This is a genomic window from Microbacterium sp. AC145 (assembly GCF_979258505.1).
Genome location: NZ_OZ409859.1, coordinates 107,296 through 132,948, shown reverse-complemented (window position 1 = coordinate 132,948; position 25,653 = coordinate 107,296). Strand labels below are relative to the sequence as shown.

The following is a 25,653-nucleotide window of genomic DNA, read 5'->3' as shown; positions in this document are numbered from 1 at the left end:
GTCGGACAGCGGATGCCGAGCGTCAGTCGGTCGCGACGTGTTCGACGGTCTCACCGGGGTTGTAGATGTCGAGGATGTTCCAGTGGCCGGAGGTCGGCGTCGGCACATTCACCATCGATACATCGATGACGACCGGACCGCCCTGGGCGATCGCGCGCTCCAGCGCCGGCTTGAATTCCGCCGCGGCGTTCACCCTGATCCCGGTCACGCCGTACGCCTCGGCGATGGCGGCGAAGTCGGTGTACATCGGATCGTCCGAGTCACCGAACACCGTGCCGTAGGTGGTGTCGAAGGCTGCCTTCTCGAGACCGGCGATGGTGCCGAACGCGTTGTTGTTCATGACGACCCACACCACCGACACGTTCTCCTCCCGGGCGGTGGCGAGCACGGCCGGATTCTGACCGAAGCCTCCGTCGCCCACCAGAGACACGACGACGCGGTCGGGCAGGGCGATCTTCGCGCCCACGGCAGCCGGCGCGCCGAAGCCCATGGTCGCGAAGCCGCCTGGGGTGAGGAAGGTGCCGGGAGTGAGGATGTCGAACTGCTGGCCGACGCCGTTCTTGTTCCATCCGACGTCGGTGGTGATGATCGCATCCGCGGGAAGGACCTGCCGTACCTCGGCCAGGATCCGCTCCGGACGCATCGGCCACGCCTCGGACACCTGCGCCTCGGCGTTGCGCGAGCGCACGGCGTCCCTGTTCTCCGCGATGGCGGCGAACAGCTCGACCCGCTGCACGCCCTCCGGAACGAGCCTCCGCGCCACGCGTGCCAGCACGCCGAGGGCGGACTTGAGATCTGCGAGCGCACCGACCTGGAGAGGATAGTTGCGACCCAGCTCTGCCGGATCGATGTCGATCTGCATGAGTCTGGTGGCGGGGATGTCGAAGGTGTACTCGGGGTACCACGAGCTCGAATCGGCTTCGGCGAAGCGCGTTCCCAACGCGAGGATCCAGTCCGCGGTGCGGGTGGTCTGGTTGGTGAAGGCCGTTCCCCAGAATCCGGTCATGCCCAGCACCAGCGGACTGTCGTCGGGAACCGCCCCCTTGCCCATCAGGCTGTGGGCGACGGGCAGCGACAGCAGCTCGGCGAACTCGAGGAGCTCGGCAGACGCGTCCGCCGCGATGATGCCTCCACCCACGTAGAGCACGGGGCGTTCGGCGGCGAGCAGGTTGCGCACGATCTGCTCGGCGACCTGCTCATCGAGGCTCGGCCGGGCGAGCGCACGGGTGTTGCCGATCACGCGATCGAAGAGTGCCACGTCGACCTCCGCCGAGAAGACGTCCATCGGCACGTCGACGAGCACCGGTCCGGGCCGCCCGCTCTCGGCGAGCGTGAAGGCCTTGTCGAGCACCTCGGCGACGAGGTGCGGCTGGTCGACGCGCCACGCCCGCTTCACGAACGGCCGGTAGATCTCGTACTGCGAGGCGTCGGCATGCAGGTTGATCTCCTGGTGCGGATGCTTGCCGAAGTAGTGGGTGGGCACGTCGCCGGCGATGACGACCAGGGGAATCGAGTCGAGCGCGGCATTCGCCACGCCGGTCGCGGCGTTCGTGAGCCCCGGCCCGAGGTGCGTGAGGACGACGCCTGTCTGCTTGGTCACCCGGGCGTAGCCGTCTGCTGCGTGCGCGGCGATCTGCTCGTGTCGTACGTTCACGAACGCGAGCTGATCGCTCTTCTCCATGGCCGCGAGCAATGCGATGTTCGTGTGGCCGCACAATCCGAAGACATGCCGCACCTGGCGCGCCTCCAGGTATCGGACGATCTGGTTGGACACCAAGTCCTTCATGATGCTCTCTCTCCGTGGTCGCGGTCGTGCGGGACGGCCCGGCGCGCCGGACCCGTGTAGGTGTAGGGGATCGACTTCGGCATGGGGCCCTTGATCCGGCCGCCCTGCTGCAGTTGTTCATGCGCATGGGCGAGGATGCCCACCGATCGAGACAGGATGAACACCCCGCGCCCGAGCTCGGGCGTCAGCCCGAGCTCGCAGTAGATGACGGCGGTGGCACCGTCGACGTTCATGGGGATGCGCCGGGGCTTGCCCTCGCTGATCGCGTCTTCCACAGCGCGGCCGATCGCGACGAAGCGCCCCGAGACCGCTCCCTCCCGGCTCTCGGCCTCGACGAGGGAGAGCAGCCGGGGTGCGCGTGGATCCAGCGGATGCCACCTGTGACCGAAGCCGGGCACGTACTTCTCTCCCGCGTCCCGTCGGCGCTGCAGCACGACACGAGTCGCTTCGGCGACGTCGCCGCCCGCCGCCAGCTCTGTGTCGATCTCGTAGTACAGCTCCATGCACTGCTGCCCCGGGCCGCCGTGCACGTCGTCGAGCACGGTGATCGCCGACGCCATGGCGCCGTTCATCGGGGCACCGCAGGTCACCGCCATCCGCCCGATCGCGATCGACGGCGCCTGGGGGCCATGATCGACGGACGACACGAGAGCCGCTTCGAGGAGCCCGGATTGCGCGCGCGTGGGGAGATCACCGAGCAGCATGAGCCAGATGGTGTCGACGAAGCTGACGGTGCCGATGAGCTCCTGCACGGGATAGCCGCGCAGGTCGATCGATCCCGGTCGCACGTCGATGATGCCGGTGGTCCACCAACTGCGCGCGTCTTCGACGATCTGCTCCGCGGAGAGGTCGCTCACGAGGGGGTCCCGGCGGCTTCGAGCTCGGCGACGAAGAACTCGCCGAACAGCTCCTCGTCGGACGGCCGATCCTCGGCGATCGTCCTCGACACCCATGTGGTGTTCAGGTAGTGCCGCAACGCCACGTTCTCGGAGGTGATGTTGCCTCCCCACGTGCCGCAGCCCATCGACGACGTCATCGGCATCCCGTTGGTGAAGGATCCGGCGTTGGCCTTCGAGTTCGGCTGGCGCACCATGATGCGAGAGACCGGCATGTGCTGCGCGAAGTAGTCGATGTGCGCATCATCGGTCGAGGCGATGCCGCACGAATGCCCCTTGCCGCCGATCTCGTACAGCGCCTTGGCGAGCTCGACCCCGTCTTCGAAGCTGCCCTCGTACTTGTGCACGGCCATGAGTGTGGTGAGCTTCTCCTTGCAGAACTGCCTGTCTTCGGCGATCCCGTCACCCTCGACCACGATGAAGCGACGGTCGTCCCGGATGTCGAAACCTGCCGCGTTCGCAAGCGCCTGGGGTGAGATGGCGACGGTGTCTGCCAGGCGGTGCCCCTCGGCATCCCACATCACCGCCTGCAGCGCCGCCCTCTGATCTGTCGTCGCAAGATGACCGCCCTCCGCGCGCAGAGCGTCCAGCATGTCCGCGTAGCGGGCGGCGGGCACCAGCACGTTGCCGTCGGCAGAGCATCCGGATCCGAAGTCGGAGGTCTTGGAGAGCATGCAGTTTCGAGCGGTCTCCTGCAGATCGGCGGTCTCGTCGACGAACTCCGTCGCGTTTCCGGCGCCGACGCCGTACGCCGGCGTGCCCGAGCTGTAGGCAGCCCGGACGAGCCCCTGTCCGCCGGTGGCGATGACGAGGTCGGAGCGACGCATCACCTCCTGCGAGGCGGTGAGGCTGGGCAGGGTGAGACACTGGAGGATGTCGGCCGGTGCGCCTTCGGCCTCGAGCGCCTCGCGCATCAGACGCACGGTCTCGAGAGTCGTCTGCGTCGATCGCGGGTGCGGCGAGAAGACGACGACGTCGCGCGCCTTGATCGCGTAGATCGCATTGCCCGCCGGCGTCAGATCGGGGTTGGTGGTCGGCACGACGCAGCCGATGATGCCCACGGGCTTGCCGTACTTGACCAGACCCCGCGCGGAGTCCTCCTCGATCACGCCGACCGAAGGACTGCGCAAGGCATCTCGCAGGACACCGCGGATCTTCATCCTCTTGTTCATACGGCTGTCGAAGTCGCCGAGTCCCGATTCCGCGATGCCCATCTCGACGAGCCGATGGAACGAGGTGCGGTTGGCGACGGCCCAGGCGACAGCGCGGATGAGGCGATCGACGCGCGCCTGGTCGTAGGTCTCGATGATCGCCAGTGCCGCACGAGCACGAGCGAACACGTCATCGAGTTCGTCCTCCTGTGCTGGCGAGAGCGGTTTCGTCGTTGAAGCAGCCATTTACAACTCCGTCCATGGGCATTGATGCCGACAGCCGAATGCTAGGCACACGCCTGCGGGGCCGACAAAGCGTGTCTCACTGGGCAGGAACGGGGCACTGGAAAACCCCCGTGAGCGGCAGATCAGAGCGACGTGTACCACTCGGTGGGTCACACCGTTGCCTCGATGGGGATGCCGGGTTAGCGTCCGAATCCTGCAGGTGCGACCGGTCCTCGGTCCGGTCGGCCAGGCGGCAATCCCCAGAGTGACGTCGGCGGACGGACACCGTCTGTCGTCGGATCAACGACGATCAAGGAGTCACGCATGCGAAAACGACTGACCATGAGAGCTGCGGCGTTGGGAATCGGCGCGCTCGTCGTTCTGGGCGCCGCGAGCCCGCCCGCTTTCGCGGTGATGGCACCGGCTGAACCCGTGCCGCCCAGCGGATTGACGGGCGTGGAGCCGACCGGCGAGAACATGCCCACGGTCGGTGGCAACCTCGGCAACCAGCACTACTCGGGGCTGACCGCGATCGACAAGGACAACCTCGACCGACTCGCGCCGGCGTGGCGCACCGCAGTGTCGGGAGTCGCTCCTGCGTCGGATGACGTCGGACAGCAGACCACGCCCATCGTCGTCGACGGGGTGCTCTATCTCGACACCCCCAGCGGTGGGGTCATCGCGGTCGACGGCGTGTCAGGCGAGCCGGTGTGGAAGTGGGAGAACACCGTCTACGGGATGTCGGGGACGCGTCGTGGCGTCTCAGCCGGCGACGGCAAGATCTTCACTCTCGCCGGCGGAAACCGTGTCGTCGCGCTCGATCAGGCGACGGGCGCCGAGGCCTGGGCGGTCCAGGCCGTCGGGCCTGCAGGCGAGGACCTCGGCCGCGTCGGCAAGGTGGCGACCGTGTACTCCCACGGCATCGTCTACGCGCACGCCGCCGACGGCGACCGCGGTGCGGTCATCGCTCTCGACGCCGCCGACGGCTCGTACCTCTGGCACTTCTTCGGGGGCCCGCCCCGCGGACAGGAGTTCACCGGACTCGACGGCGCCACCTTCGACGCCTCCGAGACCTGGGGGCCGATCCTGGAGGACGGCACGGACTGCGCGCAGGAGGGAGGCGCGACGTCGTGGATGCACGGAGCCGTCGACCCCGAGCTGGGCCTGTACTACATGACCTTCGGCAACCCTCGCAGCTGCACGTCGTCGCAGAACGGCTCGCTGCGCCCCGGCGACAACCTCTTCTCGACGACGCTGGTCGCGGCAGACGCGGCCACGGGCGAGTACAAGTGGCACTACCAGTCGATCCGTCACGACATCTGGGACATGGACAACGTCCACCCGCCGACGCTCGCCGACATCCAGGTCGCGGGCGAGGAGCGCAAGGTGATCTTCTACGGCACGAAGTCGGGTCATCAGTTCGTGCTCGACCGGACCGACGGCACGCCGGTGCTGCCGGTGATCGACAAGCCGATGATCACCGACTCGCGGCAGGTGCAGCCCAGCACTCAGCCCTTCCCCGCGAGCCGACTGCTGCCCGAATGCGTCGTGTGGGAGAAACTCGACCCCGACAACATCCCCGGAGACCCCTGGCGCGCGGTGCCGAACTACAACGGCTACCAGCCGGATGACGACGGGAATCTGGTCTTCAACCCCGACAGCTATGTCGCGGCCGACGAGCCCTTCCTCAGCTACCCGGAGAACTCGTCCGGCCACCGCGAGGGATGCATGTACGACCCCCAGTGGGATCTGCCGATCCTGTCGACCACCAGCCAGAACGGCGGCGGCGACTGGTCGAACCAGTCCTACAGCCACAGCACGAACCTCGTCTACTTCCCGTACGGCACCAACCCGGTCGCTCACTGGAACGGCGCCTCGGCGAACGGACAGCGCGCGATGGGGCAGTACCAGACCGGTGGGATCCTCGCCTACGACGCTTCCACCGGTGAGGTCGCATGGACCAACCACCTGGGCACCGACATGTCGCACGGCCAGGGGCCCCTGACCACGGCATCCGACCTGCTCTTCGCCGGCCAGATCGACGGGCGACTGCTCGCGATGGATGCCGCGAAGGGCGACGTGCTCTGGGAGTTCCAGACCGGTTCGGGCATCGCCTCGGCGCCGGTCACATACGAGGTCGACGGCGAGCAGTACGTCGCCGTCTTCGCCGCGGGATCGACGAACCCCTACGGCGGTTCGGTGACACAGGGCGACTCGCTCTGGTCGTTCAAGATCGACGGCGACCACGTGACCGACTCGGGCAGCCAGGAGGGGCCGAACACGGCACCGCTCACGATCCGTCGTCCGGTGAGCGGCTCCGCCGTCGAGGGCGCCACGGTGGACAACACCGTGTATCTCGCTCGGAGCAGCCGGACGGCCGACACCGAGGCGGCGAGAGACAGCACCGCACAGGCTGCCATGCAGCCGACGCACCTGCGGGTGCCGGTGGGGACGACCGTCGACTTCGTGAACCCGGGCGCTGAGACGTTCCCGAACTTCCCGAACCTGCTGGAGCACTGCGCCACCCAGTTCTTCGAGGGGGAGTTCAACGCCAGGCTGCAGCCGGGCGAGAGCTATCAGCACACCTTCGATCGGGCGGGCGAGTACTTCTTCAACGACTGCACCGATCCACGCCCGACGGGCAAGATCGAGGTCTACCTCGAGCCGAAGGACCAGCCGGGTGCGCTGACGTTCGCGGCGGATCGTCTCGACCTGGGCTCGCCGTCCGGGCTGTTCACGGACGTGAAGGGCACCGTATCCGCAGAGTTCGCGCTACCGGAGGGGTACAGCTACGACAGCGACGCGCTGCTCGTGACTCCTCTGTCGCAGACTCCCGTCGCGCCGACGAAGGCCACGGCGGGCGAGGGCAGGATCCTGCTCGAGTTCGACGCGGCAGACATCGACAACAACGTGCCGGCGGGCGAGGTCCAGCTGACGGTGCGGGCGAACGTGCTCACTCCGTCGGGTGTGCAGGAGCAGCTCAGCTCCACGGTGACAGTCACCGTCTCGAAGGACACGGTGGAGGCGACGGCCACACCACGGGCCCTGGCCGGCAAGGTCTACGTGTCGGTGTCGGTCGTCAACCGCGCCTCGGTGCCCGCGGACATCGTGATCTCGACGGAGTACGGCGAGAAGACGTTCACGGATGTCGCTCCGGGCGCATCGGTGGCCGTGTCGATCAACTCGCGGACGACGTCCATCCCCGCGGGGGACGCGACGATCACCGCGACCACCGAGGTCGAGGGCAGGACGCTGACGCGAACCACGACTGCTCCGTTCGGAGCGTTCTCCGCGGACGACTGACAGTCGGCCTGCGACTTCGATACCTATCCACAACAAGGGAGATTCAATGATGAACAAGATGACGCTCACCCGGGTCGGAGCCGTGGCTTTCGGCGCAGCGCTGCTGGCGTCGGCGGGTACCGCCGCGGCCACCGCAGATGACGCAGAGGGCGACGGCGCCGACGTCGACATCAAGGTCGAGGTCACCGATCGGTATCCGTCCGGGGTGCTCGCCCTGACCGTCGCGGCGGACGAGGCCACGCTGACCGAGGTGGCCAGCGGCGACCCGGCCGTGCGCGAGTTCACCGGTGCACTGCCCACGGTCACCGTCACCGACACCCGCTCCGAGGTGCCGGACGAGCCGTGGGCGGTGCTCGGGACAGCCGGGGACTTCGTCTCCGGTACCGACACGATCACCGCAGGTCACCTCGGATGGTCGCCGGCACTCGTCGAGGACTACGGCCCCGCGGTCGAGCCCGGCGGAGACATCGAGACGGTCGTGGACGATCCCTCCAGCGAGGGCCTGGCCTACGCCGACGGCGAGCTGCTCTATGCGAACTGGGATCAGGCGGGCTCGTACGAGCAGGGCTCGTGGAGCGCGACGGCAGGGCTGCAGCTCAAGCTCGATGCCGCTGCTGCCGCATCCGGCTCGTACACCTCGGTGCTGACCCTGTCGCTCTTCGAGTAACGACCACCCCGAAGAGGGGGTGCGGCGCCCGATCGCGCCGCATCCCCTCTTTTCCATCCGTCCCGTCCGCCCCGTCCGCCCCTGTGGGAAGGTCCGCATGATCACCGCCATCCACCGCTCCGCGATCTCCACGATCGCCCTGTCCGCTTTCCTGTTCTCCGCGGCGGCTCCCGCGCCCGCGCAGGCCGATCAGACCGAACAGGCCGACCAGTCCGAGGGCGATGTGACCTGGATGGTGCGCCCGAGCGACGGCATCGGAGAAGACGGCCGCTCCTGGGTCGAGCTCGAGCTCGATCCCGGCGACACCGTCGAGGAGCATCTTCTGGTGCGCAACCTCAGCCTCGCTCCCGTGACCTTCCATCTCTCCGCGGCCGACGGATACTTCACCGACACCGGCCGCTTCAACATGCTCACGTCCGACAAGGAGTCCGTCGACGCCGGCACCTGGATCGAGATCCAGGACACGGTGGAGGTCCCCGCCGGGGCCGACGTGATCGTCCCCTTCACGCTCACCGTGCCCGAGGACGCGACGCCCGGTGATCATCCCGCAGGCGTCGCGGCCGGTATCCGCTCGGGCGGCGATGACGAGGTGGGCATCGAGTCGCGCGTGGGCTTCCGGGTGATGACGCGAGTCGCCGGCGAGCTCGCTCCAGGCCTCTCCGCCGAGGCATCCGCGTCGTACTCCGGATCGTGGCACCCGTTCGAGCCGGGAAGCCTCGATGTCGCGTACACCGCCGAGAACACGGGGAACACCCGCCTCTCCATCGTGCCGCGAATCTCGGTGAGCGCCCTGTTCGGTCTCGTGTCGTTCACTGTGGACGGCGACGCGATCGGCGAGATGGCACCGGGTGAGTCCCGCTCGTCGAGCGTCTCCCTCCCCTCGGTCTGGCCGTTGTTCCTCTACTCGGTCGACCTGGAGGCATCAGCGACCGCCGTGAGCGATGAACTCGCCCCCGGCGACGTCTCGCCGGGACGGGCGTCGTCGAGCGTCGTCGCCGTGCCGTGGATGCAGCTCGCGGTGCTCGCGATCGCGGTGCTTCTGCTGTGGTCGCTGTGGCGCGGCCACCGTCGCCGCGAAAGTCTCGTCGAGGAGCGCATCGAGAAGGCGCGCATGGAGGGACGGCTGGCTGCCGAGACCGGGGTGCCGTACCCCTGATCCCCTCCCCCTCCCCCGCGGAAGACACACTCCACGCACAGGGTCCGGGCCGCCAGACGGCGACCCGGACCCTGTGTCTGTCAGCGGAGCAGCCGCATCGATGTCAGGTGGTGCAGAAGGGCTTGATGCCCATGGCGCTTTCGAGGCCTTCCATGACGTGCTGTTTGAAGAACTCATCACCGGGCAGAGGCGCATCCGTCCATGCGGCGGCATCGTGTCCGAGGGTCGTGAGCCAGGCCCGCGATCCGTCGTAGTACTGGCACCAGCTCACCGCATGCTCCTCACCGTGCCCGTCGGGCCGGACCTCGCTCGTGGCCTTGTCGACCTCGAGCAGCACATTCACATTCGTCGGATACGGACGCAGGTTGTACCACTCGTCCTTGAACGTCCACGTCTCCGGCATGAACGACGTCGAGACGTCCCTGTCGTTGATGACCTCCACGGTCCCCTCACGGTTCGGACCGTGGTTGAGGAAGTTCGCACCCCCGAGCAGCCCCTCGTAATACGGCCAGTCATACTCCGCACCGAACGCGTTGTGGATGCCGACGAACCCGCCACCACCCTGCAGATACTCCACCAGGCGATCCTGCGCGGGATCATCGAGAGTGTCCCTGTTCGAACTCAAGAACACCACCGTCTGATACCGGTCCAGATTCGTGAACTGCGACAGATCCTCCGTGTAGTCCACCCCGATCCCCCGCTCCTCAGCCCACGCCCTGAGCGCCGTCTGCGCGACGTTGCTGGCGCCCAGTTCGGGGTTCAGCCCCGCGGGCAGCGGGGTTCCCAGATGCGCATGCCGCGGCCCCGCAGTCCGACTCCAGATCAAGATCCGCTTCTGCTCACCCTCGACCCACCCGTTGCCACCCTCGACATAGCACTCCGGATCGGTCCCCCGGCAGACGCCGTAGTAGCTTCCGTACTCGGCGGCCGTCGTCTCGGTGAACGTCTCGCCGCCACGTTCTCCGGACGCGGTGACCGTGAGGGATCCTGCCGGGAGCGGCATCGAGCGCGTGTTGAGCGACACGGCGACCGTCTGGCCGGGGCGGACGTTCGAGAACGACTTCTTTCCGAACGGGGCGTCGACCTGCAGCGACACGGGCACGTCCGACTGATTGCGCACCGATACCGACACGTGAACCTTGGACCCGAGGGTGCGCGGGGTCACCGTCACCTCGGGTGCGTCGCTCTTCGGCGCGCAGAAGGATTTGATGCCCATGGCGCTCTCGAGGCCTTCCATGACGTGCTGTTTGAAGAACTCATCACCGGGCAGAGGCGCATCCGTCCATGCGGCGGCATCGTGTCCGAGGGTCGTGAGCCAGGCCCGCGATCCGTCGTAGTACTGGCACCAGCTCACCGCATGCTCCTCACCGTGCCCGTCGGGCCGGACCTCGCTCGTGGCCTTGTCGACCTCGAGCAGCACATTCACATTCGTCGGATACGGACGCAGGTTGTACCACTCGTCCTTGAACGTCCACGTCTCCGGCATGAACGACGTCGAGACGTCCCTGTCGTTGATGACCTCCACGGTCCCCTCACGGTTCGGACCGTGGTTGAGGAAGTTCGCACCCCCGAGCAGCCCCTCGTAATACGGCCAGTCATACTCCGCACCGAACGCGTTGTGGATGCCGACGAACCCGCCACCACCCTGCAGATACTCCACCAGGCGATCCTGCGCGGGATCATCGAGAGTGTCCCTGTTCGAACTCAAGAACACCACCGTCTGATACCGGTCCAGATTCGTGAACTGCGACAGATCCTCCGTGTAATCCACCCCGATCCCCCGCTCCTCAGCCCACGCCCTGAGCGCCGTCTGCGCGACATTGTTCGCAGCCAACGGCGGGTTCAATCCCGCAGGCAGCGGGGTTCCCAGATGCGCATGCCGCGGCCCCGCAGTCCGACTCCAGATCAAGATCCGCTTCTGCTCACCCTCGACCCACCCGTTGCCACCCTCGACATAGCACTCCGGATCGATGCCACGACAGACGCCGTAGACCGGATCGGCGATGGCCGCGCTCGTCTTGGCCGCGGCCACAGGCAGGGCCGCCTCTTCGACGCTGCCCGACGCCGGGCCGGCGGCCAGCAGACTCACCCCGAGAGTCGCTGCAGCGGCAAGCGCGACCCCCGAGCGGATGATGGATTTCATGTGATCTCCTTTGATCGGTCGTGCGTTCGCCTCAGGCTGCACAACCGGCCCAGGCTCGACCTGAAGCTACGTCGCGGCGAGCGCGCGGGGCAACGCCCGTTCCACCCAGTAGACCCGCAGGCGCGTCACGTTCGTGCAGTCGGTGTCCCATTCGGCGAGACTCGACTTTGCACGCATCCGCCGGACGGCCAGAGTCACTAGGGCAAGTCCGCGAGTTCGCGCCGTGCTCCTGCATCAACAGAGAGGTTGGCAATGCACCCTGACACCGTGGCGGTGACGCCATGACCGAGAAGGATCTCGGAATGCAGCCGGATGGAGAGCCTGAGCGGCGACCCGAAACACCCGTCGGGGACTCGATCTACGGGCACACGGACACCTTCTACACGGTGCCCGAACTCAACAAGGGAGTGCCGAAGGATCCGACGTTCATCCGGGTCCTCTCCGCGATCGAGATCACGATCGGGGTGGTGCTCTTCGCCTTCATCGTCGTCGGTGTCATGTACCAGGTCCTCGGTCGCTACTTCCCGTCGGTCAGCTGGATCGGCTCGGGCGAGCTCGCGCTGATGTCGATGGTCGCGATGACCTTCATCACGACCGGCTACCTCGTCGGTCGCAACGGGCACATCGTGCTCGAGATCTTCGACCAGCTGCTCGCCGGCTCCAAGCTGTTCGTCGCGCTGCGGATCACCTCCGCCGTCATCATGGTCGTGACGTGCCTCGCCCTCGCCTTCGAGGCGTTCGTGAAGATCGAGACCGAGTGGAACCGCCTCAGCGCCGCGATGCACGTGCCCCTCGGGCTCCTCTACGTGTTCGCCCTGGTCGGCTTCGTCTCTGCGGCCATCCACTCCGCCTTCAAGATCCCGTACGCACACCGCCCGGAGCATCAGCTCGACATCGGCGAGATGGATTCCTGACGCCATGGAACTCTGGGTCTACATCACGCTCCTCGTCGCGCTCCTGCTGCTGCGAGTGCCGGTCGCCTTCGCGATGATCGCGTCGAGCATGCTCTACTTCTACATGAGCGGCCTCTCGGCGGGCTACGCCATCTCCTCGATCGTGAACGGCATCAACAGTTTCCCGCTGCTGGCCGTTCCGCTCTTCATCTTCGTCGGCGCGATCGCGAACCACCTCGGCATCGCGACGAGGCTCTACGACTTCGCCAAGGCGCTTCTGCCCCGCCTTCCCGGCAACCTCGCCTACGTCAATCTCGGCACGGCGATCGGCTTCTCCTGGATCAGCGGCTCGGCCCTCGCCGACGCCGCCTCGACGAGCAAGGTTCAGATCCCGCAGATGCTCAAGGCGGGCTACCCGTACGGGTTCTCGGCCGGACTCACGGCATCCGGTTCGCTGATGAGCACGGTGATGCCGCCGAGCATCCCGGCGGTGCTCTTCGCCGCGACCGCGTCGATCTCCACGGGCGCGCTCTTCGCCGGATCGATCCTCCCCGCCATGCTGATGGCGGTGGGTCTCGCCCTCTACATCTTCATCTGGGTGAAGCTCCACCCCAAGGTCGCGGTCACGCGTCCGTTCGACGGCGGGATGCTCGGCAAGGCCTCGGCGCGCGTCGTCGGCCCTGCGCTGCTACCCGTGATCATCCTCGGTGGGATCTTCAGCGGTCTCTTCACCCCGACGGAGAGCGCGGGCATCGCCGCGGTGTACATGCTCCTCCTCGGTCTGATCTACCGCACGCTGAACTGGCAGGTGTTCTGGCGGGCGGCGAAAGAGACCGTCGTGATCTCGGGCGGCATCCTGCTGATCCTCGGGGCCTCGAACCTCATGGGGCAGGTGCTCGCCCGAGAGCAGGTGTCGCGCAACATGGGCGAGTGGCTGACCGGATTGACGGACAACCCGATCGTGTTCCTCCTGATCCTCAACGTGCTCCTGATCCTGCTCGGGATCTTCCTCGAAGCACCACCGGTCATCCTCGTCCTGGTGCCCATCCTCATGCCGATCGCCAGTCAGTTCGGAATCGATCCGGTGCATCTCGGCGTCATCATGATCCTCAACCTGATGCTGGGCTCGCTCACACCTCCGGTCGGGGCCGTGCTGTTCGTCGTGGGATCGATCACGCGCCGACCCATGAGCGAGCTCTTCCGGGGCATCCTCCCCTTCCTGATCCCCCTCGGCGTCGTGCTGCTGCTGCTCACGGTGTTCCCGGCGATCGTGACGGTCGTGCCGACGATGCTCGGTCTGCTCTAGGTGCCGCGGGTGGAAGACATGAGTGACAGGAGACGATCATGACCGGCACGCTGTTCGTCCTCAACGGCTCCAACCTCAACATGCTCGGCGTGCGCGAGCCGACGCTGTACGGCGCCGCGACCCTCGACGACGTCCGCGCGGACTGCGAGAGGGTCGCGGCCGAGCTCGGCTACGACCTCTTCTTCGCGCAGTCGAACGCCGAGCACGAGATCGTGGAGTGGGTGCATCGGGCCTTCCACGAGCACGCGACCGTCGTGATCAATCCGGCGGGCTTCAGCTTCGGCTCCGTTCCGCTGCTCGACGCGCTGCACATGCTCACCACGCCTGTGATCGAGGTGCACATCACGAACATCCACTCCCGCGACGAGGTGCACCGGCATTCGCTGATCTCTCGCGTCGCGAACGTGGTCATCGCCGGCGCCGGGACCTACGGCTACGAGCTGGCGATCCGGGCAGCAGCACGGATCGACTCTGACGCCTGACGCCGATCAGTCTCGCAGGAGCGTCTGCGCGGCTTCGACGCCGAAGACCAACGCCTTGGTGAGCGCCGTGCCGGTCATATAAGAGGAGCCGTGGAGCCCCCCGACGATCTCACCGGCGGCGTACAGCCCGTCGATCGCACTCGCGTCGACACGTCTCACCGAGGTGTCGGGCGCGACGCTGAGGCCGCCGTACGTGGAGGTCATGGCGGTGACGGCGGTGTAGGCGTGGAACGGCGGCGTCGTGACCGCCACCAGGGAGCCGACACCGTTGACCAGTCCTGTGCGCCCGAAGCGGTCGGGGTGGAGCCCCGCGACCGCGGCGTTGTAGTCGTCGACGGTGGATTCGAGCCGCCCGGGAGGAAGCCCGAGCGCCGCGGCCAACGCCGCGAGCGTCGGCGCGCTCACCAGGTGCCCGAGCTCATCGATGCGTCCGATGTCGGAAAGCGGGACACCGGGTCTCGAGCGGTCGCGCACCACGGAGTCGAAGATCTGGTGCGCAGTGCCGCGCGGCTGCGCCAGGACCGCGGATCCGAGCAGCTTGTACGACTCGGACTCGTCGGCGAAACGGTCGCCCTCCGTGTTCACGAGGATCGCGCCGAGATAGTTGGCGGTCAGGAGCTCGTGCTCGTCGTCTCGCGTGGCGGCATGCTGTCCGTAGGTGCCCGCCACGTGGCCGACGTCGGCGAGACCGGCGCCGAGCATCCATGCCATGCGCAACCCGTCGCCCGTGTTGCCCGCTCCCCCATAGGCCATCGCGGCGCGTTGGGCGGGCACGAAGAGATCGAGCAGCTCTCGGGAGCGGGAGAAACCACCGCTGCAGAGCACCACCCCGCGTTGGGCGGTCAGAGCGCCGCGCTCGGAGCGGATGCCGGTGACGCGTCGCCCGTCCCAGAGCAGCTCTGACGCCGGATGCTCCCGCAGGATGCACGCCCCGGCAGCGATCGCCTCCCGTTCGAGCGACTCGAGCAGTGCGTCGATGCGGATGAGGTGCGCGCGGGCGACGGTCATCCCGGCGCTGACCTTCAGCTCATCCGTCCACGCGTCTGCCCTGTCGATCGCCTCGATCGCATGCCTCTGCCTCTCGGCAAGTGCGCGCAGCAGGCGCTCGTCGGCGAATCCACCACCGGTAGCGACCATGTCGGCGACGAAGAGCTCTGCGGAATCCTCGACGCCGGCGCGACGCTGCAGTGCGGTGCCGGACAGCGCGAACCACCCGCCGCTCATCGCCGAGCTGCCTCCGAGCCGTCGACGCTTCTCGACGAGCGTCACGTCCACGCCGCTCCGAGCGAGATGATGCGCCGCCGCCAGCCCCGCGAGTCCGCCGCCCACGACGACCGCATCGGTCTGCCGATCTGCCGGCGCGCTCATGCGTCGCCGGACAGGAATCGCGCGACGTCGATCGTGTCGCCGGTCTCGGCAGCGCGCACAGCAGCCCCGACGAGCGCGAGGGTGCGCGAGGCGTCGTCGGCCGAGACGAGCGGGGCGGCATCGCCGCGTGCGACGTCGACGAAGTGATCGAGCTGCGCCTGGAACGATCCCCGCGGCGGGTACGACAGGTACGTGCGCGCGAGCGGGGAGTGCCAGTCGGGCGGAACCGATCCCTCGTAGGTGTACGACGCCAGGTTCGGCAACGACAGCGCCCCGCGGGTTCCGACGAACTGGTACGCGACGCTGTCGGGTACGAACGGGAACGCAGGTGTCTCCTCGGTGCCCTGATCCCACCCCCACGGAGAGACCCCGGCATCGGAGGCGAGGAACCCTCCCACCGCCCCCGATTCGAACCGCAGATTCAGCGTGACGGTGTCTTCGACGGGCAGGCCGCGTGCCTGCGAGGCTCGCAGCGCCTGCACCTCGGCGACCTCGCCGCACAGATGCCGCAACAGGTCGAGATCATGCACCACGTTGATCAGCATCACCCCGGCTCCTGGCTGTGCGTGCCAGGGGAGGTCGGTGAAGTACGCGTCATCCTTGCGTGCGGACCACATCCCGTTCACCGCGACCAGGTCTCCGAGCGCACCGTCGCGGATCGCCGACCGCGCGCGGGCGACCGCCGGATGGTGACGACGGTGGTGTCCCACCAGCAGGCGTCCGTCGAGACGCGCCACCGCCTCGGTGAGCCGGATCGCCTCGGCGTGATCCGCGGCGACCGGCTTCTCCACGAGCACCGCCACACCGGCCTCGAGACAGTCGATCGCGGTGTCGACGTGGAATCGATTCGGATTGGCGATGATCACCGCATCCGGCTTCGCGGATTCCAGCATCTCCACCGAGGTGTGAAACGTCGGGCAGTCGAACTCGCCGGCATCCGCCACGGGGTCCGCCACCGCGACCAGCTCCGCGCCGCGAGCGTCCCGGATGAAGCCGATGTGCTGGCGCCCCATGAACCCGGCGCCGATCACCCCGATGCGAACGGGAGCGGTGTCGGATGCGGTCATGGTGGCCTCCTGCAGCTTCGCACGGCGACGGTCGGGGCCGAGACTATGCCACGATGGGCACGCGCGTGGAGCGCGTCCCATTGAACGGTCGGCCGCTGCGGAACACCCCGCAGGCGCATGTTCCATTCGACGGAACATCGCTTTGCGAACCGCACGAAGTCGGTAAGAGTCGGCACTGCCACCAGGTCGTATCCGACAGCGTGGTCGATGATCCTCTCGCCCCGTGCGTGAGCAGTCGACCGGACCGTGGGCTGCAGCCATCGAATGTCATATCCCGCACGCACGAAGACGTGCGCACAACAGAGGAGAGTCACATGGGCACATCCCGATCGACGCGCCGAGGTCTTTGGGCCGCGTCGGTGCTCACAGCATCAGTACTGGTCGTCACCGGTTGCGCCGGAGGCGGCGCGGAGAGTGGGGACGGCGGCGACGACACTGCAGACGACGCCGCGAACTCACCCGTCACGCTCACCGTGGCGACCAGCCAGAACGAGCAGACGCCGAACTACTTCTGTGGCGTCGAGCTGCTCAAGGACAGGCTCGAGGGCGCCGACATGGGGTTCGAGGTCGAGCTCTACCCGGCCAGCCAGCTCGGCCCCGACGCCGACCGCTTCCCGCTCGTGCAGGCGGGCGACATCGACATCGACCTGCAGGGTGCCTCCGCGCTCAGCTCGACGTTCGAGCCCATCGGCGTCGTCGACGCCGCCTATGCCTTCGACGACCTCGATCACGCGTTCCGCTGGATCGACGAAGGGTCGGATGATCTGTTCGGCGCGTTCCACGAGGCCACCGGAGTGAACGTGGTCGACGGCTGGTTCTTCGGCAACCGGACTCTGACGACCAAGGATGTCGAGGTCACGAGTCCTGACGACCTCGAAGGAGTCGCGATCCGCTTCCCGAACTCGCCGCAGTTCCTCGCCAACGCCGAGGCACTCGGTGTCACCTCGCCGGTCTCCGTCGCGGTCGAAGAGGTGTACAGCGCGCTGCAGCAGGGCATCGCGGTCGGCCAGGAGAACCCGATCGTCGCGACCCGATCGTCGAGCTACGACGAGGTGCTCAACACCGCCATCCTGAACGACCACAACGTCGGCATCCACTGGATCATCGTGAGCGACAAGACGTACGACAAGATGAACGAGGCGCAGACCGAGCTTCTCGAGGAGACGATCCACGAGATCCGTCCCGAGAACGCCGAGTGCGTCGAAGAGGAGACGAACGAGATCCTCGACGAATACCGTGCGGACGATTCCTTCACGGTGATCGAGAAGGAGGACATCGACATGGATGCCTTCATCAGCAAGGCCGAGGACTTCTTCTCCGGATACTTCACCGGCGAGACCCTCGAGGCCTACGACGCGATCCGCGGCATGGCCGACTGACCGACGATCCCGGAGAGAGGGGCGGGGGCGAATGCGCACCCGCCCCTCTTTCGGCGCTGTGCAGGATTCAGGTCTGCCGTGCCGCACTCAGGCGGTGGCCGAGAGTGATGGCTGCAGCCCGGACCGCGGATCCGACCCGCTCCGCAGACAGGGTCGCGGCGGTGCCCGTCACCGCGATCGCGGCGACGGGATCGGGGGCGTGCGTGAGCACGGGTGCGGCGACCCCGACCCTCTCGACGACACATTCCTCGCGCTCGATCGCGATTCCGCCTCGACGGATCTCGACGAGTTCGCTCAGGAGCTTCGCCGGCTCCGTGATCGTGTGCGCCGTGCGACGGGTCAGGCCCGCGTCGACGACGCGCTGTGCGGCCTCGGCGGACGAGAACCCGAGGATGGCCTTGCCGAGCGCGGTCGCGTGCGCCGGGAGGCGGGTGCCGATCCGTGCCGGACGCTCCGCGGCGTCATCGGCCCGGAGCACCGCGACGATGACGACATCAGCCCCTTCGATGAGCCCGAGGGTCACCGTGAGTCCTGTCACGCTGCGAAGCTCGGTCATGGCGGGGAGCGCGGCGTGCCGCAGCCTGCGCGGCTGCTCGACGGTGTGTCCCAGCTCGAACAGACGCACCCCGAGGAAGAGCTTGTTGCCCTCGCGATCGAGGAACTGCTCGGCGACGAGATCGGCGGCGATTCGCGAGACGGTGGATTTGGGCAGATTGGCGCGGCGTGCAAGCTCCGTCACGCCGAGGCCTTCGTCCTCGTCGTGGAACGCCTCGAACACGGCGGTCACCCGGTCGAGAACACTGACCGAGGTCGTCCACTCCGCGGTGCGCATCGCGACTAAGCCGCCGCGAAGCGGCGGCTCAACGCCACTCCGGCGGCGCGCACGAGCGGCGCGACGCGCTCGGCATCCATCGCTTCGGCGGGCCCCGCGATCGAGATCGCACCGACGACCGACCTGGCTGAGGAGAGCACAGGGCTGGCCACCGCGAGGATTCCCGGGTACGCCACCTCGCGGTCCATCGCGATCACCGATGAGCGCACATGGCTGAGCTCATCGCGGAAGTCATCCGCCTCGCCGCGGACGAGCGGCGCGCTGACGCGCTCGACCACCGCCCGATCGGTGCAGAAGGCGAGATATGCCTTTCCGCTCGCGGTGGTCAGTGCGGGCGAGCGGGTGCCCGCCCGCGTCGGGAGCATGGGGAGGCGGCCGGCCACGGCGGCGATCGACACCATGTCGGTTCCCTGCTGCACCCAGAGCCCGACGCGCTCGCCCGTGACATCGCGGAGGTTGCGGATGACGGGTCCCGCTGCGGCGAGCAGCCGACGGGGAAGGCTCGCCCGGGCACCGAGCTCGAACAGTCGCATGCCGAGAGCGACGCCGTCTTCGGAACGGTCGAGGTAGCGCTGCCGGGTGAGATCTGCCGCGAGCCGCGACACGGTCGACTTCGGCATACCCGTCTCTGTGGCAAGGTCGGTGATCGTGATCGATCCTCCCGACAGGCGCACCGCTTCGAGGATCGCGATGATCCGATCGAGCACGGAGACCGGCTCCCCCGTCTCGGCGGGGGATGTGTTCCATTCGGTGAGACTCGTCATCGAGTATCCACTCCCAACAGGTTGAATCGTCGTCGACCGACCTTTGGTCATGAACGTACTAGTTAGTACGTATCGATGCAATGCTGTTCACAGAACTCGCGGGTGCCAGTGTCGGCCTCCGCAGGAGAGGCCTCATGCGCACCTCGATCGCCACCGTCTGCCTGAGCGGCACCCTCGACCAGAAGCTCGCAGCCGCTCACGAGGCCGGGTTCGACGGCGTGGAGATCTTCGAACCCGACCTCATCGGGTCACCCCACTCCCCCGAGTCGATCCGCGCCCGAGCAGAGGATCTCGGGCTCACTCTCGACCTCTATCAGCCGTTCCGTGATTTCGAGGGCGTGGGTCCCGATCTGCTCCAGCAGAACCTCCGACGGGCCGAGGCGAAGTTCTCCCTCATGAATCGCCTCGGCATCGAGACCATGCTGCTGTGCAGCAACGTCGCGACGGCGCGCAGCGGCGACGAGCAGCTCGCCGCGACCCAGCTGCGCCGGCTGGGTGATCTCGCCGACACCTTCGGCGTCCGCGTCGCGTACGAAGCGCTCGCGTGGGGCCGATTCGTGGACGACTACGAGGTGGCCGCGCGGATCGTGAGGATGGCCGACCACGAGCGCATCGGAGTGTGCCTCGACAGCTTCCACATCCTGTCCAAGGGTCACAGCCCGGAGGCGATCGAGACGATCCCCGCCGACAGGATCTTCTTCGTGCAGATGGCCGATGCGCCACTCCTGTCGATGGATGTGCTCTCGTGGAGTCGCCACCATCGTGTGTTCCCCGGCGAGGGCGGCTTCGACCTCGGATCCTTCATGGGCCACCTGATGCGCACGGGCTACGACGGTCCGATCTCCCTCGAGATCTTCAACGACACGTATCGGCAGACCGACCCGATCGAGACCGCGGTCGCCGCGCGCAGATCGCTGCGGTGGCTGGAGCACCTCGGCGCGACATCCGTGGGAGCCGACGTCGCCGGCCGAGCCTCGTCGATGACGGCTGCCGCTCTCGGAGCGGTCGACCCGCCCACCGGCCTCAACTACGTCGAGCTGCGCTCCGGCGAGATTCCCGATCTCAGGGGCCTCCTGCACCAGCTCGGATTCCGGTCGCACGGCGGACACCGGACGAAGCCGGTGGAGCTGTGGTCGCAGGGGGCGGCGCGGATCGTGCTCGGCGCCCCGGATGCGGCGGGAGCACAGCCCACCGTGGCGGGGATCGGACTCACGGTCGAGGACCCTGCCTCCGCCCTGCGCCGCGCGAAAGACCTCTTCGCTCCCGAGGTGCCGCGCGACGCGGGCGCAGGCGAGGAGGCATTGGTCGGCGTCCGCGCACCGGACGGATCGGAGGTCTTCTTCGGTGCCGAGATCGGCGAGGAACCCGAGTGGGTCGGCGAGTTCGGCATCCCCGACGAGGATGACGCGGGGATGGTCGACGGTGTGGATCACGTCAACCTCGCGCAGCCGTGGCAGCACTTCGATGCGGCGGTGCTGTTCCTGCGTTCGGTGCTCGACCTGCGCACCGAAGCGTCGGCCGAGGTGGCCGCCCCCACCGGTCTCGTACGCAGTCAGGTGCTGCGGAGCAGCGACGGTGTGCTGCGCATCGCCCTCAACCGCGTGCCCTCGGGGGCGCGCGGCGACGAGATCCTGGCGCAGCACATCGCGTTCGCGAGCACCGATGTCCTCGCACTCGCGAGGGCCGCCCGCGGCCGCGGGTTCAGGCCGCTCGAGATCCCCGCGAACTACTACGACGACATCGCCGCACGGTTCCGGCTCGAACCGGACCTCCTCGCCGAGATGCGCGAACTGAACGTCATGTACGACCAGAGCGGCGACGGCGAATTCCTGCACTTCTACACGCAGCCCGTCGGGAGCCTGTTCCTCGAGGTGGTCGAGCGGCGGGCGGGCTACGCGGGCTTCGGCGCGCAGAACGCCCCCGTCCGCCTCGCGGCACAGTTCGAGCATCGCGCGTCGACACGGGGAGCCGCGGGATGATCCGGCACGTGGCCGTCTTCCGCTTCGTGCCGGCGTTCACCACCGAGCAGCGCGCGGACTGGATGACGCTGCTCCGCGAGCTGCCGGCGAAGATCCCCGAGCTGCGCAGCCTCACCGTCGGCGAGGACGTGCTCCGCGGTCCGGCGTCGCACGAGATCGCGATCGTCGCGGACTTCGACGACCTCGAAGGCCTTGCCGCATACACCCGGCATCCTGCGCACGCCGAGGTGCTCCGCATCTCCACCGCGGTGAAGACCTCCCTCGCGACGGTCGACTTCGAACTTGCGGAGAACTCGTGACGCACGGCATCGAGGAGCAGACGCTCGCCGCCCGACGACGCGCCGGGCGCTTCGTCGTCGGCCTCATCGGAGAGGGCATCGGTGCATCGCTCACGCCGGCCATGCACGAGGTCGAGGGGCGCGCGCTGGGTCTCGACTACACGTACCGGATCCTCGACCTGATCGAACTCCGTCGACCCGCATCCGACGTCGAGGCGATGCTGCGCGAAACCCAGGCCGCTGGCTTCGCGGCGGTCAACATCACGCACCCGTGCAAGCAGCTCGTCCTCGACCTGGTCGACGATCTGCATCCTGATGCCGCCCACCTGCGCGCCGTGAATCTCGTGGTCTTCGACGACGGGCGTCGCATCGGCTACAACACCGATTGGATGGGCTACCGCGACGCCCTCCGCTCCGGTCTGCGCCGAGCATCGTTGGATCACGTCGTGCAGATCGGCTGTGGAGGCGCGGGCGCCGCGACCGCATACGCTCTCCTGTCGGAGGGTGCACGCCGAGTGGATCTCTCCGACGCCGACCACCATCGCAGCGCAGAGCTCGCCGGGCGCATGCGGGAGCTCTTTCCCGGACGGGAGATCGAGTCCCTCGCCCCGGCGGACCTGGCCTCGGCGATCGCCGCCGCGAGCGGCGTCGTGCACGCAACGCCGCTCGGGATGCTCCATCATCCCGGCATCGCGTTCGACCTCAGCCTGCTCGCACAGGGGGCGTGGGTCTCCGACATCGTCTACCGACCGCTCGAGACGCAGCTCATCCGCGGGGCGGCCGAGCGCGGTCACCAGGTGCTCGACGGCGGCCGGATGGCTGTCGGCCAGGCGTTCGCGAGTCTGCAGATCATCACGGGGATGCATCCCGATCGCGACAGGATGCGACGGCACTTCCGTATGCTCGTGAACGCCGAGGATCCCTCCGGAGCGGGAAGGAACGGTCCATGAGCGATGACGCTCTCGTGACAGGCGACGGACTGGTCACCGAACGGGCGATGCGCACCCAGAGCGACATCCTCGACGTCGCCACGGCGGAGTTCGCGGCGAACGGCTTCGCCGGGGCACGCGTCGACGAGATCGCGGCGCGGACGCGCACGACGAAGCGCATGATCTACTACTACTTCGGTTCGAAGGACGGGCTCTACCTCGCGGCGCTCGAGCGGGTCTACGCCCAGATCCGACAGGTCGAGCGCGAGGTGAACGTCGACGAGCTGACACCCGTCGAAGCCCTGCGCACCATCGCCGAGACGACGTACGACCACCACACCACGCACGAGGCGTTCATCAAGCTCGTGAGCATCGAGAACATCCATCGTGCCGAGCACCTCCGGCGTTCCGAAGCCATCCTCCGGGAGAACGTCACCGCCGTCACGGTACTCGAGAGCGTGATCGAGCGTGGGGTCGGCGAAGGTCTCTTCCGCAACGACATCGATGCGCTCGACGTGCACATGGTGATCAGCGCGTACGCGTGCTTCCATGTGGCCAATCGGCACACGTTCGCCGCGATCTTCAACAGGGACATGCTCGAGCCCGCGTTGCAGGATTCCCACCGCCGCCTCGTGGGCGACCTGCTCGTGGCGCTGATGACCGACCGACGTCGAGGCTAGCGCTCACCGCTCAGCTTGTACGATCGAGGCGGTGCTCCTGCACCGCACCACGGAGTCATCGGAAGCAGTGAATGAAGTTCGTCGAAGTGCCCCTGCTCCCGATCGTCATCCCGTTCGGGGTCGTGGTGTTCCTCGTGCTGATCTGGGTCCTCCGCTCCCGCGGGCGCGTCACGCTCGCTCGGGCGAGTGTCGCCGCGGTGCTCGCGGTCTACGCCGGCGGAGTGCTCGCCAACACCGTCTTCCCGATCTTCCTCCGCGTCGGGACAGGGTTCTACGACGGGCCGCGCCCGTTGGCGCTCTACCTCGTGCCGTTCGTCGACTACGGGGTGGAGGACGCTCTCATCAACGTCGCGGTGTTCGTCCCCCTCGGTGGGCTCGTCCCGCTGCTCATCGCGCGTCCGACCTGGTGGAAGGTGCTGTCGATCGTGGCCGGTGCGAGCCTCGCCATCGAGCTGGCGCAGATGGCCACTGCACGGCTCGCGCTCGGCGGGCACCTCGCGGACATCAACGACTGGCTGACGAACATCCTGGGCGGGATGATCGGCTACGGCCTGTTCGTCCTCATGACGCGCTCGAAGACGGTCGATGGATTCGTTCGACGGTTCCGCTGGCCGGTGCGCGAGCCCGCGCGTGAGCCCGCGAGCAGCCGGCCGACCTGATCCGCGCTGGCCGTATTCGGACGCCCAGGCGCTTGCGACGGCCCTCTCGAGGCCATCACCGCTCCGTGTGCTCAGGCGTCGCCGTGCTGTCGACTCCCGTGAGATCGGACACCGGAGGATCCCCCGCCCGATGCGAGCCTGCGTCCGAGCGCGAGAGCGGCGCCGCGGATCGCGGACGCGTGACGGTCGGCGTCGAAGCCCTCGGTGCTTCCCGAGATCGACAGCGCCGCGATCGGCGCCCGCGACGGCGTCGAGACGGTGACCGCCGCACACGAGACGCCCTCGTCGTACTCGCCCACCTCGATCGCGAGGTCTCCCCGTCTGATGTCGGCCAGCTGGCGCCTCACCTCCACCGGATCCGTGATGGTGCGCCGGGTGCGCGGTCGCAGCTCGAGCGCGAGCACGTCGTCGACCACGGCGGGCGTCTCGTGCGCCAGCACTGCTTTTCCCAGGGCGGTGGCATGCAGGGAGAGCCGCTGTCCGGTCCGGACCGTCGACGGCGAGAGCGGCCCGCCCCGCATCGCGGCGACGCAGACCATCTCGCCGCCGTCGCGGATGGCGAGGTGCACGCTCTCACCGGTCTTGCCGCGCAGGTCTGCCATGACGGGAAGCGCCGACGCGCGAAGCTCACGGGGCTGCTCGGCGAGCTGCCCGAGCTCGAACAACCGGAGTCCCAGATGGATGAGCGTGCCGTCGCGCTCGAGGTACCTCTGGCGCACGAGGGTCGCGACGAGACGAGACACGGTCGACTTCGGCAGGTCGGCGCGCATCGCCAGTTCGGAGATCCCCAACCCCGCGTCATCCTGGTCGAAGGCCTCGAGCACGCAGGTCATCCGATCGAGCACACCCAGCGCGTCCGCACCCGCCCCGCCCTGCGTCATCACGCGACCTGCAGCGCAAGGCGGGCCGTGAGCGCGAGCGCGGCGTGCCGCACGAGCGGTGCGATGCGCTCGGGGTCCATGTCCGACACCGGGCCGGCGACGGAGATCGCTGCGATGGGCTGACGGTCGGGCGAGAGCACAGGGCTGGCCACTCCGACGACGCCGGGGAACGTCACGCAGCGGTCGATCGCCACCGCCGCGCTGCGCACGGTGCCGAGCTCACGCTCGAACTCCTGTCGCCCGCTGCGATCGAACCCGGCGAGCATGCGGGCGAGCGTCGCGTCGTGCTCGGTGAAAGCCAGCACCGCCTTGCCGAGCGCCGTCGTCACCGAGGGCACCCGCACGCCCGCGCGCGACGGCACGGGACGCAGCCTTCCGCGCACCGAGATCACGGAGAGCATGTCCTGCCCCTCCTGCACCGCGACGTTCAGATGCTCACCGGTCGCGTTCGACAGCGCCGCGAGAACCGGCAGTGCGGCGACGCTCAGCCGGCGCGGTGTGCTCGCCCGCGCTCCCAACTCGAACAGTCGCAATCCGATCACGACGCCGTCGTCGGCGCGCATCAGATATCGCTTCCGTACGAGATCGCCCACGAGTCGCGAGACGCTCGACTTCGGGATGCCGGTGGCGCGAGCGAGCTGGGTGACGGTCGTCGAGCCGTGGGACTCACGGACCGTGTCGAGTATGGCGAGGATCCGCTCGAGCACGGACACCGGCTCACCATTGAGAGCGGATCGCATGACTGCAGTATCGTTCGACTTCGCGCCCCGGGCAACAGTCCCCGGGAGCAATGGTCCTGGCGTTCCACTGAGTGGGACTGGCACGGTCG

At 67.9% G+C, this 25,653-nt stretch carries 22 protein-coding genes; 12 read left to right on the top strand and 10 right to left on the bottom strand.

Going from position 1 to position 25,653, the window contains the following annotated elements; genetic code table 11:
• Positions 1-22 precede the first annotated feature (22 nt).
• Genes ACZZZN_RS00615 through ACZZZN_RS00605 form a run of 3 tightly spaced genes read right to left on the bottom strand, consistent with a single transcriptional unit; the run spans position 23 to position 4,079 of the window.
• Positions 23-1,786 carry a thiamine pyrophosphate-binding protein gene (locus tag ACZZZN_RS00615; RefSeq protein ID WP_463503331.1) on the bottom strand — a complete coding sequence of 588 codons (1,764 nt, stop codon included), beginning with the start codon at positions 1,784-1,786 and terminating at the stop codon, positions 23-25.
• A complete protein-coding gene (locus ACZZZN_RS00610; RefSeq protein WP_463503330.1) occupies positions 1,783-2,643 on the bottom strand; it encodes a citryl-CoA lyase in 861 nt (286 codons plus the stop codon). Before ACZZZN_RS00610 ends, ACZZZN_RS00615 begins: the two co-directional genes overlap by 4 nt.
• Positions 2,640-4,079 carry an aldehyde dehydrogenase family protein gene (locus tag ACZZZN_RS00605; RefSeq protein ID WP_463503329.1) on the bottom strand — a complete coding sequence of 480 codons (1,440 nt, stop codon included), beginning with the start codon at positions 4,077-4,079 and terminating at the stop codon, positions 2,640-2,642. The genes ACZZZN_RS00610 and ACZZZN_RS00605 overlap by 4 nt, the downstream gene beginning before the upstream one ends.
• Before the next feature lie 303 nt (positions 4,080-4,382).
• Between ACZZZN_RS00605 and ACZZZN_RS00600 the strand changes: the two genes are divergently transcribed.
• The 3 genes from ACZZZN_RS00600 to ACZZZN_RS00590 all read left to right on the top strand — a co-directional run bounded on the left by ACZZZN_RS00600 (position 4,383) and on the right by ACZZZN_RS00590 (position 9,184).
• Positions 4,383-7,361, top strand: coding sequence for an outer membrane protein assembly factor BamB family protein (locus tag ACZZZN_RS00600; RefSeq protein ID WP_463503328.1), 2,979 nt, complete (start codon positions 4,383-4,385; stop codon positions 7,359-7,361).
• A 46-nt stretch (positions 7,362-7,407) separates the two neighbouring features.
• On the top strand, positions 7,408-8,028 hold the full coding sequence (locus ACZZZN_RS00595) for a hypothetical protein (RefSeq protein WP_463503327.1): 621 nt from the start codon (positions 7,408-7,410) through the stop codon (positions 8,026-8,028).
• Positions 8,029-8,125: 97 nt separating this feature from the next.
• Entirely contained in the window at positions 8,126-9,184 is a 1,059-nt protein-coding gene (locus ACZZZN_RS00590) for a COG1470 family protein (RefSeq protein ID WP_463503326.1), read from the top strand.
• A 103-nt stretch (positions 9,185-9,287) separates the two neighbouring features.
• Here the strand turns inward: ACZZZN_RS00590 and ACZZZN_RS00585 are convergent, their stop codons facing one another.
• A complete protein-coding gene (locus tag ACZZZN_RS00585; protein ID WP_463503325.1) occupies positions 9,288-11,327 on the bottom strand; it encodes a ThuA domain-containing protein in 2,040 nt (679 codons plus the stop codon).
• A 281-nt stretch (positions 11,328-11,608) separates the two neighbouring features.
• Here ACZZZN_RS00585 and ACZZZN_RS00580 point away from each other — a divergent pair, with 281 nt between their 5' ends.
• From ACZZZN_RS00580 to ACZZZN_RS00570, 3 genes are read left to right on the top strand one after another with little or no spacing between them, the layout of a single operon-like run.
• The gene (locus ACZZZN_RS00580) at positions 11,609-12,241 is read left to right on the top strand and encodes a TRAP transporter small permease (protein ID WP_463503324.1); all 633 of its coding nucleotides are present in this window, start codon (positions 11,609-11,611) and stop codon (positions 12,239-12,241) included.
• 4 nt (positions 12,242-12,245) lie between these two features.
• Positions 12,246-13,526, top strand: coding sequence for a TRAP transporter large permease (locus ACZZZN_RS00575; RefSeq protein WP_463503323.1), 1,281 nt, complete (start codon positions 12,246-12,248; stop codon positions 13,524-13,526).
• A 38-nt stretch (positions 13,527-13,564) separates the two neighbouring features.
• Entirely contained in the window at positions 13,565-14,008 is a 444-nt protein-coding gene (locus ACZZZN_RS00570) for a type II 3-dehydroquinate dehydratase (RefSeq protein ID WP_463503322.1), read from the top strand.
• Positions 14,009-14,014: 6 nt separating this feature from the next.
• Here the strand turns inward: ACZZZN_RS00570 and ACZZZN_RS00565 are convergent, their stop codons facing one another.
• Both ACZZZN_RS00565 and ACZZZN_RS00560 read right to left on the bottom strand, forming a co-directional pair.
• Positions 14,015-15,376: an FAD-dependent oxidoreductase gene (locus ACZZZN_RS00565; protein ID WP_463503321.1), complete on the bottom strand. Its 1,362-nt coding sequence runs from the start codon at positions 15,374-15,376 to the stop codon at positions 14,015-14,017.
• The gene (locus ACZZZN_RS00560; RefSeq protein ID WP_463503320.1) at positions 15,373-16,443 is read right to left on the bottom strand and encodes a Gfo/Idh/MocA family protein; all 1,071 of its coding nucleotides are present in this window, start codon (positions 16,441-16,443) and stop codon (positions 15,373-15,375) included. The genes ACZZZN_RS00565 and ACZZZN_RS00560 overlap by 4 nt, the downstream gene beginning before the upstream one ends.
• A gap of 314 nt (positions 16,444-16,757) precedes the next feature.
• On the opposite strand from ACZZZN_RS00560, the gene dctP reads away from it, so the two are divergent.
• A complete protein-coding gene (gene dctP, locus ACZZZN_RS00555; protein ID WP_463503319.1) occupies positions 16,758-17,822 on the top strand; it encodes a TRAP transporter substrate-binding protein DctP in 1,065 nt (354 codons plus the stop codon).
• Positions 17,823-17,889: 67 nt separating this feature from the next.
• Here dctP and ACZZZN_RS00550 read toward each other — a convergent pair whose 3' ends face one another.
• Together ACZZZN_RS00550 and ACZZZN_RS00545 are read right to left on the bottom strand one after the other, a co-directional pair.
• A complete protein-coding gene (locus tag ACZZZN_RS00550) occupies positions 17,890-18,654 on the bottom strand; it encodes an IclR family transcriptional regulator (protein WP_463503318.1) in 765 nt (254 codons plus the stop codon).
• 5 nt (positions 18,655-18,659) lie between these two features.
• Entirely contained in the window at positions 18,660-19,418 is a 759-nt protein-coding gene (locus tag ACZZZN_RS00545; protein WP_463503317.1) for an IclR family transcriptional regulator, read from the bottom strand.
• Positions 19,419-19,552: 134 nt separating this feature from the next.
• Here ACZZZN_RS00545 and ACZZZN_RS00540 point away from each other — a divergent pair, with 134 nt between their 5' ends.
• From ACZZZN_RS00540 to ACZZZN_RS00520, 5 genes are all read left to right on the top strand, one after another.
• Positions 19,553-21,397, top strand: a complete 1,845-nt coding sequence (locus ACZZZN_RS00540) for a bifunctional sugar phosphate isomerase/epimerase/4-hydroxyphenylpyruvate dioxygenase family protein (RefSeq protein ID WP_463503316.1) — start codon at positions 19,553-19,555, stop codon at positions 21,395-21,397.
• Positions 21,394-21,696, top strand: a complete 303-nt coding sequence (locus ACZZZN_RS00535) for a Dabb family protein (protein ID WP_463503315.1) — start codon at positions 21,394-21,396, stop codon at positions 21,694-21,696. Before ACZZZN_RS00540 ends, ACZZZN_RS00535 begins: the two co-directional genes overlap by 4 nt.
• Positions 21,693-22,625 carry a shikimate dehydrogenase gene (locus ACZZZN_RS00530; RefSeq protein ID WP_463503314.1) on the top strand — a complete coding sequence of 311 codons (933 nt, stop codon included), beginning with the start codon at positions 21,693-21,695 and terminating at the stop codon, positions 22,623-22,625. The genes ACZZZN_RS00535 and ACZZZN_RS00530 overlap by 4 nt, the downstream gene beginning before the upstream one ends.
• A complete protein-coding gene (locus ACZZZN_RS00525) occupies positions 22,622-23,284 on the top strand; it encodes a TetR/AcrR family transcriptional regulator (RefSeq protein WP_463503313.1) in 663 nt (220 codons plus the stop codon). The genes ACZZZN_RS00530 and ACZZZN_RS00525 overlap by 4 nt, the downstream gene beginning before the upstream one ends.
• 71 nt (positions 23,285-23,355) lie before the next feature.
• Positions 23,356-23,943, top strand: coding sequence for a VanZ family protein (locus ACZZZN_RS00520; RefSeq protein WP_463503312.1), 588 nt, complete (start codon positions 23,356-23,358; stop codon positions 23,941-23,943).
• 71 nt (positions 23,944-24,014) lie between these two features.
• Here ACZZZN_RS00520 and ACZZZN_RS00515 read toward each other — a convergent pair whose 3' ends face one another.
• The gene (locus ACZZZN_RS00515) at positions 24,015-24,824 is read right to left on the bottom strand and encodes an IclR family transcriptional regulator (RefSeq protein ID WP_463503311.1); all 810 of its coding nucleotides are present in this window, start codon (positions 24,822-24,824) and stop codon (positions 24,015-24,017) included.
• The gene (locus ACZZZN_RS00510) at positions 24,824-25,564 is read right to left on the bottom strand and encodes an IclR family transcriptional regulator (protein ID WP_463503310.1); all 741 of its coding nucleotides are present in this window, start codon (positions 25,562-25,564) and stop codon (positions 24,824-24,826) included. The genes ACZZZN_RS00515 and ACZZZN_RS00510 overlap by 1 nt, the downstream gene beginning before the upstream one ends.
• Between the last annotated feature and the right edge of the window lie 89 nt (positions 25,565-25,653).

Excerpts from the sequence above, each read along its gene's own strand:
- ACZZZN_RS00615 (WP_463503331.1), bottom strand. The coding sequence starts at position 1,786 with ATGAAGGACTTGGTGTCCAACCAGATCGTCCGATACCTGGAGGCGCGC.
- ACZZZN_RS00605 (WP_463503329.1), bottom strand. The coding sequence starts at position 4,079 with ATGGCTGCTTCAACGACGAAACCGCTCTCGCCAGCACAGGAGGACGAA.
- ACZZZN_RS00600 (WP_463503328.1), top strand. The coding sequence starts at position 4,383 with ATGCGAAAACGACTGACCATGAGAGCTGCGGCGTTGGGAATCGGCGCG.
- ACZZZN_RS00595 (WP_463503327.1), top strand. The coding sequence starts at position 7,408 with ATGATGAACAAGATGACGCTCACCCGGGTCGGAGCCGTGGCTTTCGGC.
- ACZZZN_RS00590 (WP_463503326.1), top strand. The coding sequence starts at position 8,126 with ATGATCACCGCCATCCACCGCTCCGCGATCTCCACGATCGCCCTGTCC.
- ACZZZN_RS00585 (WP_463503325.1), bottom strand. The coding sequence starts at position 11,327 with ATGAAATCCATCATCCGCTCGGGGGTCGCGCTTGCCGCTGCAGCGACT.
- ACZZZN_RS00580 (WP_463503324.1), top strand. The coding sequence starts at position 11,609 with ATGACCGAGAAGGATCTCGGAATGCAGCCGGATGGAGAGCCTGAGCGG.
- ACZZZN_RS00575 (WP_463503323.1), top strand. The coding sequence starts at position 12,246 with ATGGAACTCTGGGTCTACATCACGCTCCTCGTCGCGCTCCTGCTGCTG.
- ACZZZN_RS00570 (WP_463503322.1), top strand. The coding sequence starts at position 13,565 with ATGACCGGCACGCTGTTCGTCCTCAACGGCTCCAACCTCAACATGCTC.
- ACZZZN_RS00565 (WP_463503321.1), bottom strand. The coding sequence starts at position 15,376 with ATGAGCGCGCCGGCAGATCGGCAGACCGATGCGGTCGTCGTGGGCGGC.
- ACZZZN_RS00560 (WP_463503320.1), bottom strand. The coding sequence starts at position 16,443 with ATGACCGCATCCGACACCGCTCCCGTTCGCATCGGGGTGATCGGCGCC.
- dctP (WP_463503319.1), top strand. The coding sequence starts at position 16,758 with ATGGGCACATCCCGATCGACGCGCCGAGGTCTTTGGGCCGCGTCGGTG.
- ACZZZN_RS00550 (WP_463503318.1), bottom strand. The coding sequence starts at position 18,654 with ATGCGCACCGCGGAGTGGACGACCTCGGTCAGTGTTCTCGACCGGGTG.
- ACZZZN_RS00545 (WP_463503317.1), bottom strand. The coding sequence starts at position 19,418 with ATGACGAGTCTCACCGAATGGAACACATCCCCCGCCGAGACGGGGGAG.
- ACZZZN_RS00540 (WP_463503316.1), top strand. The coding sequence starts at position 19,553 with ATGCGCACCTCGATCGCCACCGTCTGCCTGAGCGGCACCCTCGACCAG.
- ACZZZN_RS00535 (WP_463503315.1), top strand. The coding sequence starts at position 21,394 with ATGATCCGGCACGTGGCCGTCTTCCGCTTCGTGCCGGCGTTCACCACC.
- ACZZZN_RS00525 (WP_463503313.1), top strand. The coding sequence starts at position 22,622 with ATGAGCGATGACGCTCTCGTGACAGGCGACGGACTGGTCACCGAACGG.
- ACZZZN_RS00520 (WP_463503312.1), top strand. The coding sequence starts at position 23,356 with ATGAAGTTCGTCGAAGTGCCCCTGCTCCCGATCGTCATCCCGTTCGGG.
- ACZZZN_RS00515 (WP_463503311.1), bottom strand. The coding sequence starts at position 24,824 with ATGACGCAGGGCGGGGCGGGTGCGGACGCGCTGGGTGTGCTCGATCGG.
- ACZZZN_RS00510 (WP_463503310.1), bottom strand. The coding sequence starts at position 25,564 with ATGCGATCCGCTCTCAATGGTGAGCCGGTGTCCGTGCTCGAGCGGATC.